We start from the raw sequence: 11,991 nt of genomic DNA, 5'->3' as shown, positions 1-11,991 counted from the left end.
GGAAGGTGCCATGATATGGTCTCCTCGGAAGTAAGAGAAACGGACGGAAGTAAAACCAATGGAGGTAATAACATGAGCGTTATTTCAATGAAACAGCTTTTGGAAGCTGGCGTGCACTTCGGTCATCAGACCAGAAGATGGAACCCTAAGATGGCTCCGTATATTTACACTGAGAGAAATGGTATCTACATTATCGACTTACAGAAGTCTGTTGTGAAAGTAGATGAAGCTTATAAGGCAGTATCTGATATTGCTGCAGAAGGCGGTAAGATTCTTTTTGTTGGTACAAAGAAACAGGCTCAGGACGCTATTAAGTCTGAGGCAGAGCGTTGCGGTATGTATTTCGTGAATGAAAGATGGCTGGGCGGTATGCTTACAAACTTTAAGACAATTCAGTCCAGAGTTGCAAGATTAAAACAGATCGAGACTATGTCCCAGGACGGTACTTTTGAAGTGCTTCCAAAGAAAGAAGTAATTGCACTTAAGAAGGAATGGGAAAAGTTAGAGAAGAACTTAGGCGGAATCAAAGATATGAAAAAGGTTCCGGATGCGATTTTTGTTGTAGATCCAAAGAAAGAAAGAATCTGCGTTCAGGAAGCTCACACACTGGGTATTCCGTTAATCGGCATTGCTGATACAAACTGTGATCCTGAAGAACTTGATTTCGTAATCCCAGGTAATGATGATGCGATTAGAGCTGTTAAATTAATTGTATCCAAGATGGCAGACGCAGTAATCGAAGCAAACCAGGGCGAGGCAGTAGCTGAGGAAGCAGAAGCAGCTCAGGAGTTAGAAGAGACTGTAGAGGCTTAAAATTCAGACGAATGTATGCTTCGGTCTGCTGAATAGCGGGTCGGAGCATATTTTTATGAAGACCTTTAGCAATATCAATGACGTTAATCGATGATGGAGGGAAAACGAATGGCAGCAGTTACAGCTGGAATGGTAAAAGAATTAAGAGAGATAACCGGTGCAGGTATGATGGATTGCAAGAAAGCTCTTGCACAGACTGACGGTGATATGGACAAGGCAGTAGAGTTCTTAAGAGAGAAAGGACTTGCAGCTGCATCTAAAAAGGCAGGAAGAATTGCCGCAGAGGGTGTTGTTACAGCTGTAGTAAGTGAAGATGGAAAATCCGGAGCTATCGTAGAAGTTAACAGTGAGACAGACTTCGTTGCTAAAAACGCTCAGTTCCAGAGTTATGTAGCTGACGTAGCTACTCAGGTTCTTACTACTGAAGTAAAAGATATGGATGCGTTTATGGCTGAGCCTTGGATTAATGACAGCACATTAACTGTAGCACAGGCATTATCCAGCCAGATCTCAGTAATTGGCGAGAACATGAACATCAGAAGATTTGAGAAAATCACAACAGATGGTGTGGTTGTTGATTATATTCACGGCGGCGGAAGAATCGGTGTTCTGATTGAAGCTGGTGCAGAAGTAGTAAACGATGCCGTAAAAGAAGCGTTAAAGAATATAGCAATGCAGATTGCTGCTTTAAATCCAAAGTACGTTAAGAGAGACGAAGTTTCTCAGGAATTCATTGATCACGAAATGGAAATCTTAAAAGTACAGGCTAAGAATGAAAATCCGGACAAGCCAGATGCAATTCTTGAAAAGATGATTGTTGGTCGTTTGAATAAAGAATTAAAAGAGTTCTGTCTGGTAGATCAGGCGTATGTAAAAGATGGTGACTTAACTGTTGGAAAGTATTTAGAGCAGGTTTCTAAAGAAGTCGGCGGAAAAGTTGAAGTTAGAAAGTTTGTACGTTTCGAGACAGGCGAAGGCCTTGAGAAGAAAGAAGAGAACTTTGCAGAAGAGGTTGCAAAACAGATGCAGTAATATTGTAACAGGATTCTGGGGGGAATCCCATGGGTATCCATGGGATTTTTCTATTCAAACAGTGTCCGTTTCCGATTGACAAATGTTTCCAGTCGGAGGGATACACCTACAAAAGGAGTTGATGAGAGTGGCTAGTTATATTATTAAACGTATTGCTATGGCGATTGTAACAATTTTTGCTGTTGCTACGGTAACATTTTTTGTCATGAACATGGTACCCGGAGGGCCATTCATGTCAGAAAAGGCAATCAGCCCACAGGCCCAGGCGGCATTAAATGAAAAGTATGGACTGGATAAGCCGTTAAGTGTACAGTATGCAACTTATATGAAAGATATTTTACATGGAGATCTGGGATTAAGCGTAAAACAGCGTGGACGTACAGTCAACATGATTATAGGATCAAAATTTCCTGTTTCTGCGAGAATCGGCGGAATTGCTATTTTAACAGCGGTTCTTATTGGTGTTCCTCTCGGAAGCATTGCCGCGTTTAAACGGGGTACCATGGTGGATAATATTATTATTGTTTTCAGTACCTGTGGTATAGCGGTTCCCAGTTTTGTGGTATGTACCATACTGATGTATATTCTTAGCTTAAAACTGGGGCTTCTGCCTACGTATGGACTTGCATCCTGGAAAAATTATATTATGCCGGTACTGGCACTTGCTCTTTATCCTTCATCCTACATTGCGAGACTGATGCGTTCCTCCATGCTGGATGTAATGGGTCAGGACTATATGAGGACAGCCCGTGCCAAAGGACTTTCTCAGCTGGTGAGTATTTTCAAGCATGCACTTCGTAATGCCATTCTTCCAGTGGTTACATATTTGGGACCGCTGCTGGCTTACACAGTAACAGGCAGCTTTATCGTTGAAAAGATTTTTACAATTCCAGGACTGGGATCTGAATTTATCGGCTCCATTACAGGGCGTGACTATCCTCTTATTATGGGTACCACAATTTTCCTTGCTTCTTTGATGGTTGTGATGAATGTGCTGGTTGATGTCGCTTATAAATTTATTGACCCACGTATCAATCTGAAATAAGAGAAAGGAGAAAGAGGATGCCAAAGAATAAAATATCATTACAGCTTAATGTGGAAGACTTTCTCCTTGCCAGTGATGCGGAAAAAGAAAGCCTTACTGTCATGCGGAAAAGTGTCGGATTCTGGAAAGATGGAATCAGACGATTAAAAAAGAATAAAATTGCGATGGTCAGCCTGTTTGTAATCATCGTTGTATTTATGCTGTCATTTGTAGTGCCTCAGTTATATCCATACAGCTATGAGCAGCAGATTCGAGGTAGTGAGAATCTGTCTCCTATGCAGTATTCAGAGAAAGAACTGGCTTCTATGGATGCAGGGGAGAGTGTATTCCCTCATATTTTAGGAACCGATAACCTTGGGCGTGACTATGCAGTCCGTGTTATGATGGGCAGTCGTGTTTCCCTTACGGTTGGTCTGGTTGCATCAGCCATTATCTTATTGATTGGTTCTCTTTATGGTTCTATTTCCGGCTTCTTCGGAGGCTGGGTAGATATGGTCATGATGCGTATTGTGGATATGATTTATACAGTTCCCGATATTTTGATTATTGTACTTTTATCAGTAGCCTTTGATCAGCCGTTAAAGGCTCTGGCACAGAGGCCTGGTTTTCAGTGGATTCAGGTAATTGGTGTTAACTTAATCAGTATTTTCGTTGTTTTTGCCCTGCTTTACTGGGTTGGTATGGCCCGTATTGTCAGAAGCCAGATCCTGATTCTGAAAGAACAGGAATATGTAACTGCGGCAAGAGCACTGGGAGCTTCCAGCGGACATATTATTAAAAAACATTTGCTTACCAACTGTATCGGTACATTAATTGTTACTACAACCCTTCAGATTCCTTCTTCTATCTTTACCGAGAGCTTTTTAAGCTTCCTTGGTCTGGGTGTGGCTGCACCTATGCCTTCTCTGGGAAGTCTTGCAAGTGCGGCATTAAATGGTCTGCAGAGTTATCCTCACCGTTTGTTTGCACCGGCGCTGATGATTTCGGTTATTATTTTAAGTTTCAATCTGTTAGGTGACGGTCTTCGGGATGCGTTTGATCCGAAGCTGAAAGATTAAAGGAGGGAAGATAGGATGAGTGAATATTTAGTTAATATTGAGAATGAACGTCTTTCTTTCTTTACTCCGGCAGGGGAAGTTAAGGCATTAAATGATGTTTCGTTTCATCTGCGTGAAGGAGAAGTTCTGGGTATTGTAGGTGAATCTGGATCAGGAAAATCTGTAACAGCCTACAGCCTGATGGGACTTACTGCATATCCGGGTCGATTCCTGGGAGGTTCTTTGCAGTTTAACGGTCACCAGATTGATAAAATGACGGAAAAAGAAATGCGGAAAATACGTGGAAATGAAATCTCAATTATTTTCCAGGATCCCATGACCAGTTTAAATCCGGTATATACAATTGGGAACCAGATTTGTGAAGTGATTATGCTTCATACCAATAAAAATTCCAAACAGGCAAGTGACCGTGCCAAAGAGCTTCTGACTTTGGTTGGAATCAATGAACCGGAGAAGCGCCTGAAACAATATCCTCATGAATTATCAGGAGGTATGCGTCAGCGTGTTATGATCGCCATTGCATTGGCATGTGAGCCAAAGCTTCTGATTGCGGATGAGCCGACTACTGCTCTTGATGTTACAATTCAGGCGCAGATTCTGGAATTGATGATGGAATTAAAAGAGAAGCTTGGTATGGCGATTATCATGATCACTCATGACCTGGGTGTTGTTGCCAATATGTGTGACCGTATTGCAGTTATGTATGCCGGCAAAGTAGTAGAGTATGGGGAGGCTGATGATATTTTTTATAACCCATGCCATGAATATACAAAAGGTCTGATTCGGAGCATTCCGAAGCTGAATGAAAAAGAACACAGCAAACTGATTCCGATTGAAGGAAGCCCGGTTGATATGCTTAATCCGCCAGCAGGATGTCCGTTTGCACCCAGATGCAGATCCTGTATGAAGATTTGCCTTCGTGAAATGCCGCCGTATACAGATATATCTGAAATTCATTACAGTGCTTGCTGGCTGATGCAGAAGCAGGAGTTTGAAAAACAACAGGCGCAGAAGGGAGAGGCATAATGGATCAAAAATATCTGGTAGAAATTGAAAATTTAAAGCAGTACTTCCCGGTTGCCGGTGGCAAATTATTTGAAAAAAGAGTGGTTAAGGCTGTTGATAATGTTTCATTTGGAATAAAAAAGGGAGAGACTCTGGGACTTGTAGGAGAGTCCGGATGTGGTAAAACAACCACAGGCCGTACCCTGCTCCGTCTTTATGAACCCACAGCTGGAAAAATTTATTTTGATGGAGAAGATATTACAAAGGTTAACATGCTTCCTTACCGTCAGAAGATGCAGATTGTTTTCCAGGATCCATATGCAAGTCTGGATCCTCGAATGACAGTTGGCGATATCATTGGTGAAGCCATCGATATCCATCATCTGGCTTCCAGCAAAAAAGACCGCCAGGATCAAATTATTTCTGTTCTCTCTACGGTTGGTTTAAACTCCGAACATGCAAACCGCTATCCCCATGAATTCTCAGGCGGTCAGCGTCAGCGTGTGGGAATCGCCCGTGCCCTTGCGGTCGACCCGCAGTTTATCGTGTGTGATGAACCAGTTTCTGCATTGGATGTTTCCATTCAGGCACAGGTAGTAAATATGTTTGAGCAGCTTCAGCAAGAAAGAGGCCTGACTTATCTGTTTATTGCCCATGATCTTTCTATAGTAAAGCATATCTCTAACCGTATCGGAGTTATGTACTTAGGTAAGCTGGTGGAGCTGGCAGACAGTTATGAACTGACATTCCACAGTGTTCATCCTTATACAAAGAGCCTGATTTCTGCGATTCCGATTGCAGATCCTAAGACCAGCCGCACATCCAAGAGAATTGTTCTGGAAGGAGATGTGCCAAGTCCGGTGAATCCGCCATCTGGATGCCGGTTCCGTACACGCTGTCCTTATGCAGATGAACTTTGCGCAGCTTCCGAGCCGGAATGGAGAGAAATATCCTCCGGTCATTATGCTGCTTGTCATCATCTTGATAAAGTGAATTAAAATTAGATTGAACTTTTATTGCTTTTATGTTATGCTTATGAAATGAATTGGCGCAGTAGCCGGATAAAGTGCTACTGCGTTAATTAAAATAATTTTATAGGAGGAATAACTATGAAAAAAATGTCACTTGTATTGGCAGCAGTTATGGCATCAGGTTTGATTCTTTCCGCTTGCGGCGGCAGTAAATCAGCTGAGCCTACAACTGGCGCAGAGACTACAACTGCAGCAAATGGCGAGACTGCAGCCCCCGCGGAAGGAACAACCACAGGCCTTGATCTTGCGGTACAAATTGGACCGGATCCGGAGACCATTGATCCTGCTTTAAATAGTGCTGTTGATGGTGCAAACATGATTGTACAGGCTTTTGAGACTCTGCTTATCGTAGACCAGAACAACAAGATTGTTCCGGGACAGGCAGAATCTTATGATGTATCAGAGGATGGACTTACCTATACGTTCCATCTTCGCGATGGCTTAAAATGGAGTGATGGTACTCCGTTAACAGCCGGTGACTTTGTTTATTCATGGAAGAGAATCGCAGATCCGAATACAGCAGCTCCTTATAGTGTTGATATGTTAGGATATGTAAAAGGTTATAAGGAAGCATCTGAAGGCAATCTGGATGCACTTGGAGTAAGTGCACCAGATGATAAGACATTTGTTATTGAGCTGGCTGTTCCATGTGTATATTTCACAAAGCTGGTTACTCATGCAACCATGTCTCCAGTTCAGAAGGCAACTGTTGAGGCAAATGGCGATCAGTGGACATTAAAACCTGAAACCTATGTTTCCAATGGTCCGTTCAAGATGACTGAGTGGGTACCTGGTTCCCATATTATATTTGCTAAGAATGAAAATTACTGGGGTGCGGACAAAGTTACTGTAAACACTCTGAAATTTGTTTTAATGGAAGATTCTAACGCAGCTTACAGCGCATACCAGACTGGTGAAGTTGCTTTGATCAAGGATGTACCGACAGAAGAAGTACCAGGTTTAAGAGGAAATGAAGCGTTCCATGTTGAACCGTTAATGGGTACTTACTATATCGATTTCCAGAACCAGAAGGAACCATTTAACAATCCTGACGTTCGTATGGCATTAAGCCTTGCTATTGACCGTGACTATGTTGCCAATACCGTAATGCAGGGAACATTCTCTCCAGCAACCAACTTCGTTGGACCTGGTATCAGTGATGCAAAAGAAGGCACTTTCTTTGAAGATGTAACAAAAGAGATCAATGGCGGCGATTACTTTGATGTAGAGAATCATGACGCAGATGTTGCAAAAGCAAAAGAGTTACTTGCTAAAGCAGGATATCCAGATGGTCAGGGATTCCCGACCATCGAATATATGATTAACGATGCAGGTTATCATAAACCAGTTGCAGAATATTTACAGAGCTGCTGGAAAGAGACACTTGGAATCAACATGGACATTAAAGTAGTTGAGTGGTCTACCTTTACACCAACCCGTCGTGCAGGTGATTATCAGGCAGCACGTGATGGCTGGGTATATGATTACGATGATCCTTCCAACATGCTGAACTTAATGATGTCAACAAGCGGTAACAACAGTGCAAAGTACAATAATCCTGAAGTTGACAAACTTCTGAATGAGGCAAACTCTACTGCAGACCTTGATGAACATTATACAAAACTTCATGAGGCTGAAAAAATGATCCTTGATGATGCAGCGGTTGCACCAGTTGCATATTACAATGAATTCTGGTTACAGAATCCAAAGTTAAAAGGAACATGGCATTCACCATATGGCTTCTGGTTCTTCCAGTATGCTACCATGGAATAAGGATAGATATACAAACGAAAAACATCTGGATTTCATATCCAGATGTTTTTTGTTGCGCATTACGATTGGCTGGCAGGGAAACTTCCTCTTTCCAACCACTTAAAAGTATGCTATAATCTTTTAAGACAATACAAAAGTACAGGAGAGTTTAAGCTATGAATCCAAGACGTGTATTATTAAAACTCAGCGGTGAAGCTCTTGCCGGTTCCAGTAAGACAGGCTTTGAGGAAGCCACTGTTAAAGAGGTTGCACGGCAGGTTAAGATATCCGTTGATGCAGGCGTTCAGTTAGGGATCGTCATAGGCGGAGGAAACTTCTGGAGAGGCAGAACCAGTAATGCAATTGACCGCACAAAAGCGGACCAGATTGGTATGCTTGCCACCATTATGAACTGCATTTATGTTTCAGAGATTTTCAGAAATGCAGGGATGGGAACACGGATTCTGACTCCTTTTGAGTGCGGTTCCATGACAGAACAGTTTTCCAAGGATAGGGCGAATCAGTATATTGCAGAAGGGAACGTGGTATTTTTCGCCGGTGGTACCGGACATCCATATTTTTCTACTGATACAGGGATTGCACTGCGTGCCATTGAGATGGATGCAGACTGTATTCTGCTGGCAAAAGCCATTGACGGGGTATATGACAGTGATCCTAAGGTGAATCCCAATGCAGTAAAATATGATGAAATTTCCATTGATGAAGTGATAGAAAAGCAGCTTGGTGTGATTGATCTGACTGCTTCCATTATGTGTATGGAAAATAAGATGCCGCTTGCGGTATTCAGCTTGAACGAAAAAGATGGCATTGCCAATGCCATGCAGGGAAAAATAAACGGTACCATAGTGACCGCATAAAACAGGAGGACGATATGCAGGAGAGTTTACAGGTTTATGAAGATAAAATGAGCAAGACATTAAAAGCGCTGGAGAATGATTTTATGACGATCCGCGCAGGACGTGCCAATCCCCATGTACTGGATAGGATCAAGGTGGATTATTATGGAACTCCCACACCGATTCAGCAGGTAGGCAATATTACGATTCCGGAAGCACGTATGATCGTGATTCAGCCATGGGAAAAGAGCCTTTTAAAGGCCATCGAAAAGGCGATTCTTACCTCTGATCTGGGAATTAACCCAACCAATGACGGCAACGTGATTCGTCTGGTATTTCCGGAACTGACAGAAGAACGCAGAAAAGATCTGGTAAAAGATGTTAAGAAAAAAGGAGAATCAGCGAAAATCGCAATTCGAAACATTCGTCGTGATGCCAACGATTCCTTTAAGAAACAGTTGAAAGCAGAGGAGATTTCTGAGGATGAGCTTTCTGATGCAGAAGACAAAATTCAGAAATTAACGGATAGAATGGTTGCGCAGATTGAAAAAGCAACTGATGAGAAGTCGAAGGATCTTCTTACTGTATAAAATAAACAGGGGGGCAGGCATTATGCCTGTCCTGTTTTATGTTTAAAAGGAGTGATACGAATGGATAAAGAATTGGAAAACATAGTGATCCCGGAGCATATTGCCATTATACTTGACGGTAACGGCAGATGGGCTAAAAAGAAGGGATTGCCCCGAAGTATGGGACATAAAGAGGGCTGTATTACTGTGGAACGAACCGTAGAGGAAGCAGCCATGCTCGGAATTAAATATTTAACGGTTTACGGATTTTCAACGGAAAACTGGAAGCGGTCCACTGAGGAAGTGGGAGTTTTGATGCAGCTGTTTCGTTATTATATGGTCAGACTTTTAAAGGTCGCAAAGGCAAATAATGTGCGGGTAAAAGTAATTGGAGACAGACGGCGTTTTGATTCTGATATCATTGATGGCATTGGACGTCTGGTTGAAGAAACTAAGAATAACACAGGGCTGACTTTCGTTATCGCAGTAAATTATGGCGGACGGGATGAGATTGTCAGGGCTGCCAGAAAAATTATGGAAGATACCAGAGAAGGAAAGCTGTCTCCAGAGTCCCTGACTGAAGAGACATTTGCCGGCTATCTGGATACAGATGGAATTCCTGACCCGGATCTTCTGATCAGAACCAGTGGGGAATTAAGGCTGTCTAATTATTTATTATGGCAGTTGGCATATACGGAAATCTATGTGGCGGATTGCTATTGGCCTGATTTTAATATGGAAGAAATGAAAAAAGCAATTGCGGCGTATAATAGCAGAGAACGGAGATTCGGAGGAGTGAAGTAATAACGAGGGAGGAAGCGGGATGTTTACAACCAGGCTGATAAGCGGAATTGTTCTTGTTTTGATCGCACTGATAACAGTAGGAAGCGGCGGACTCCTGCTGTTTGCGACAACGGTTTTTATATCCATGATTGGCTTATATGAGCTGTATCGTGTACTAAAGATTCACAATCATCCCATGGGATATATGGGGTATTTTATCGTTGTTGTCTATTATGGACTGTTATGGTTTCAGATGCAGCAGTATGCATTGTATATGTCTATCGTTTTCATGATGCTTCTTTTGAGTATTTATGTTTTTTCTTTCCCCAAATATAAAACGGAAGAAGTGACAGGAGCTTTTTTTGGATTCTTTTACGTGGCTGTTATGCTGTCCTACCTATATCAGGTACGGTCCATGAACGATGGAAAATACCTGGTTTGGCTGGTGTTTTTAAGTTCATGGGGATGCGATACCTGCGCATATTGTGTGGGGAACCTGATCGGAAAACATAAATTGGCTCCGGTACTCAGTCCGCACAAATCAATAGAAGGAGCGATCGGCGGAATTCTTGGGGCTTCTCTACTGGGATTTTTATATGCAACTATCTTTGGAGAGTCCATGACTGTGTTAGATTATCCTCAGCTTACCTGCACTCTGGCATGTGCATTTGCGGCGTTTATATCTCCCATCGGAGATCTGGCTGCATCTGCAATTAAGCGTGATCATCAGATAAAGGACTATGGTAAACTGATCCCGGGGCATGGAGGTATACTGGATCGTTTTGACAGTATGCTGTTTACAGCACCTGTTATTTATTTCGTAGTTACATTTATTCGTTAAAACAAACAAAAGCATTGCCTTAATCGGAATTAAGGAAAGGAAAAGGAGTATACAGCATAAGATGAAGAAAATAGCAATCCTAGGATCAACAGGATCCATTGGGACGCAGACCCTGGAGGTGGTGGAAAACCAAGGGGATATTGAAGTTACCGCTTTGGCTGCAGGCAGCAACATCCGGCTGCTGGAAGAGCAGATCAGAAAATTCCGGCCAAAGACAGCCTGTGTATGGGAAGAAGAAAAAGCAAAGGAACTGAAAGTACTGGTGAAAGATCTTCCTGTCCGTATTGTTTCCGGAATGGATGGCTTAATTGAGACCGCTGTAGAAGAAACATCAGAAATTGTTGTTACTGCAGTGGTTGGAATGATTGGAATCAGACCAACCATAGCTGCAATGAAAGCTGGAAAAGATATTGCTCTGGCCAATAAAGAAACGCTGGTAACCGCAGGGCACATCATTATGCCTCTTGCAAAGAAACTGGGTGTCAGAATTCTTCCGGTGGACAGTGAGCACAGTGCTATCTTTCAGTGCCTCAATGGAGAAGACAAGACATCTGTACACAAGATACTACTGACTGCTTCCGGTGGTCCTTTCCGTGGAAAAACAAGAGAAGAACTGCAAAATGTGAATGTGGAAGACGCACTTAATCATCCAAACTGGTCTATGGGACGCAAGATTACCATAGATTCGTCAACGATGGTGAACAAAGGTCTTGAAGTAATGGAAGCCAGATGGTTATTTGGTGTGGAGATGGACCAGATACAGGTGGTGATTCAGCCTAAGAGTATCATCCATTCCATGGTAGAATTTGATGATGGAGCGGTAATGGCCCAGATGGGAACTCCGGATATGAAACTTCCAATCCAATATGCACTTTATTATCCGGAGAGAAGACATTTAAAGGGAGACCGGCTGGATTTCTGGTCCATTGGTCAAATTAATTTTGAAAAACCGGATCTGATTAATTTTCCGGGATTGAAACTGGCATATGAAGCTGGCAGAATCGGCGGAACGCTTCCAACTGTCTTTAATGCTGCGAATGAAAAGGCAGTTGCCAAATTTTTGAACAGGGAAATTACATATCTTACTATTACAGATATGATAGAGGGAGCGATGAACGGGCATACTGTAAAAGAGAATCCCAATGTTGAAGAGATTCTTGAAGCTGAGGCTGCAGCTTATGATTATATAGAAAGCAGGTGGTGAT

At 42.5% G+C, this 11,991-nt stretch carries 12 protein-coding genes; all 12 read left to right on the top strand.

Going from position 1 to position 11,991, the window contains the following annotated elements:
- The first annotated feature begins 72 nt into the window (after positions 1-72).
- The 12 genes from rpsB to RZO55_RS23535 all read left to right on the top strand — a co-directional run bounded on the left by rpsB (position 73) and on the right by RZO55_RS23535 (position 11,990).
- Positions 73-813 (top strand): 30S ribosomal protein S2, encoded by a 741-nt coding sequence (gene rpsB, locus RZO55_RS23590; RefSeq protein ID WP_097006003.1) that lies wholly within the window; start codon positions 73-75, stop codon positions 811-813.
- 108 nt (positions 814-921) lie between these two features.
- Positions 922-1,845 carry a translation elongation factor Ts gene (gene tsf, locus RZO55_RS23585; protein WP_318066695.1) on the top strand — a complete coding sequence of 308 codons (924 nt, stop codon included), beginning with the start codon at positions 922-924 and terminating at the stop codon, positions 1,843-1,845.
- 127 nt (positions 1,846-1,972) lie between these two features.
- Positions 1,973-2,890, top strand: coding sequence for an ABC transporter permease (locus RZO55_RS23580; protein WP_318066694.1), 918 nt, complete (start codon positions 1,973-1,975; stop codon positions 2,888-2,890).
- Positions 2,891-2,907: 17 nt separating this feature from the next.
- Positions 2,908-3,948: an ABC transporter permease gene (locus RZO55_RS23575; RefSeq protein ID WP_318066693.1), complete on the top strand. Its 1,041-nt coding sequence runs from the start codon at positions 2,908-2,910 to the stop codon at positions 3,946-3,948.
- Between the two features lie 15 nt (positions 3,949-3,963).
- A complete protein-coding gene (locus RZO55_RS23570; protein ID WP_318066692.1) occupies positions 3,964-4,974 on the top strand; it encodes an ABC transporter ATP-binding protein in 1,011 nt (336 codons plus the stop codon).
- A complete protein-coding gene (locus tag RZO55_RS23565) occupies positions 4,974-5,951 on the top strand; it encodes an ABC transporter ATP-binding protein (protein WP_318066691.1) in 978 nt (325 codons plus the stop codon). The genes RZO55_RS23570 and RZO55_RS23565 overlap by 1 nt, the downstream gene beginning before the upstream one ends.
- Positions 5,952-6,062: 111 nt before the next feature.
- Positions 6,063-7,757 (top strand): peptide ABC transporter substrate-binding protein, encoded by a 1,695-nt coding sequence (locus RZO55_RS23560; RefSeq protein ID WP_318066690.1) that lies wholly within the window; start codon positions 6,063-6,065, stop codon positions 7,755-7,757.
- Between the two features lie 155 nt (positions 7,758-7,912).
- Positions 7,913-8,614 carry a UMP kinase gene (gene pyrH, locus RZO55_RS23555; RefSeq protein WP_318066689.1) on the top strand — a complete coding sequence of 234 codons (702 nt, stop codon included), beginning with the start codon at positions 7,913-7,915 and terminating at the stop codon, positions 8,612-8,614.
- A gap of 14 nt (positions 8,615-8,628) precedes the next feature.
- Entirely contained in the window at positions 8,629-9,183 is a 555-nt protein-coding gene (gene frr / locus RZO55_RS23550; protein ID WP_318066688.1) for a ribosome recycling factor, read from the top strand.
- 60 nt (positions 9,184-9,243) lie between these two features.
- Positions 9,244-9,966 carry an undecaprenyl pyrophosphate synthase gene (gene uppS, locus RZO55_RS23545; RefSeq protein WP_318066687.1) on the top strand — a complete coding sequence of 241 codons (723 nt, stop codon included), beginning with the start codon at positions 9,244-9,246 and terminating at the stop codon, positions 9,964-9,966.
- 19 nt (positions 9,967-9,985) lie between these two features.
- On the top strand, positions 9,986-10,786 hold the full coding sequence (locus tag RZO55_RS23540; protein WP_318066686.1) for a phosphatidate cytidylyltransferase: 801 nt from the start codon (positions 9,986-9,988) through the stop codon (positions 10,784-10,786).
- Between the two features lie 61 nt (positions 10,787-10,847).
- Positions 10,848-11,990, top strand: coding sequence for a 1-deoxy-D-xylulose-5-phosphate reductoisomerase (locus RZO55_RS23535; protein ID WP_318066685.1), 1,143 nt, complete (start codon positions 10,848-10,850; stop codon positions 11,988-11,990).
- Position 11,991: the final 1 nt, after the last annotated feature.

This window comes from Clostridium boliviensis (genome assembly GCF_033342255.1).
Classification (GTDB): Bacteria; Bacillota; Clostridia; order Lachnospirales; family Lachnospiraceae; genus Lacrimispora; species Lacrimispora boliviensis.
This window is presented reverse-complemented; position numbering and strand designations above follow the sequence as displayed.

Excerpts from the sequence above, each read along its gene's own strand:
- rpsB (WP_097006003.1), top strand. The coding sequence starts at position 73 with ATGAGCGTTATTTCAATGAAACAGCTTTTGGAAGCTGGCGTGCACTTC.
- tsf (WP_318066695.1), top strand. The coding sequence starts at position 922 with ATGGCAGCAGTTACAGCTGGAATGGTAAAAGAATTAAGAGAGATAACC.
- RZO55_RS23575 (WP_318066693.1), top strand. The coding sequence starts at position 2,908 with ATGCCAAAGAATAAAATATCATTACAGCTTAATGTGGAAGACTTTCTC.
- RZO55_RS23570 (WP_318066692.1), top strand. The coding sequence starts at position 3,964 with ATGAGTGAATATTTAGTTAATATTGAGAATGAACGTCTTTCTTTCTTT.
- RZO55_RS23565 (WP_318066691.1), top strand. The coding sequence starts at position 4,974 with ATGGATCAAAAATATCTGGTAGAAATTGAAAATTTAAAGCAGTACTTC.
- RZO55_RS23560 (WP_318066690.1), top strand. The coding sequence starts at position 6,063 with ATGAAAAAAATGTCACTTGTATTGGCAGCAGTTATGGCATCAGGTTTG.
- pyrH (WP_318066689.1), top strand. The coding sequence starts at position 7,913 with ATGAATCCAAGACGTGTATTATTAAAACTCAGCGGTGAAGCTCTTGCC.
- frr (WP_318066688.1), top strand. The coding sequence starts at position 8,629 with ATGCAGGAGAGTTTACAGGTTTATGAAGATAAAATGAGCAAGACATTA.
- uppS (WP_318066687.1), top strand. The coding sequence starts at position 9,244 with ATGGATAAAGAATTGGAAAACATAGTGATCCCGGAGCATATTGCCATT.
- RZO55_RS23540 (WP_318066686.1), top strand. The coding sequence starts at position 9,986 with ATGTTTACAACCAGGCTGATAAGCGGAATTGTTCTTGTTTTGATCGCA.
- RZO55_RS23535 (WP_318066685.1), top strand. The coding sequence starts at position 10,848 with ATGAAGAAAATAGCAATCCTAGGATCAACAGGATCCATTGGGACGCAG.